General features: G+C 72.8%; 1 protein-coding gene. It reads right to left on the minus strand.

Annotation, left to right across the window (positions count from 1 at the left end; genetic code table 11):
- Positions 1–65 precede the first annotated feature (65 nt).
- Complete coding sequence (locus MKK75_RS23000; protein ID WP_244044835.1) at positions 66–368, minus strand: hypothetical protein; 303 nt, start codon at positions 366–368, stop codon at positions 66–68.
- Between the last annotated feature and the right edge of the window lie 69 nt (positions 369–437).

A 437-nucleotide genomic window follows, 5' to 3' on the forward strand; every position in this document is an offset into this window, starting at 1 on the left:
GCACACGCCTGCGCCTGCGCCTGCGTGGCGAACACGTAGTAGCGGGCCATGAGACCGGACCTCGTTCAGGCGCGGGCATGCGATCGGAGCGCGGGGGAACCGCTCTCCGGGGGTGAGGGCTGGCGGCTGGCGGCGGCGCAGCTGGGGCCGGTGCCGACGGCGACGGGGAGGATGTCCCAGCCGTGGGTCGCCAACCCGAGCGCGTTGTCGCTGGTCTGGAGGCGCCCGCGCAGGGACGCGGGGGAGGTTTGGCCCGGCAGGTCGATCGGCGCGCTGCGCAGGGTGATGACGCCGGGCACCGGGTCCGCATCGATCTGCGTGAACGTGGCCGCGGAGCCGTCCGCGACGTTGCCGGTGCGACTGACCAAGCCGGTGAGATTGCCGCCCGAGCCGAAGTTCAGCGAGCCCGCCGTCTTCTAAGACGCGTGCGTACAGGA

The organism is Methylobacterium sp. J-030, assembly GCF_022829545.1.
Classification (GTDB): domain Bacteria; phylum Pseudomonadota; class Alphaproteobacteria; order Rhizobiales; family Beijerinckiaceae; genus Methylobacterium.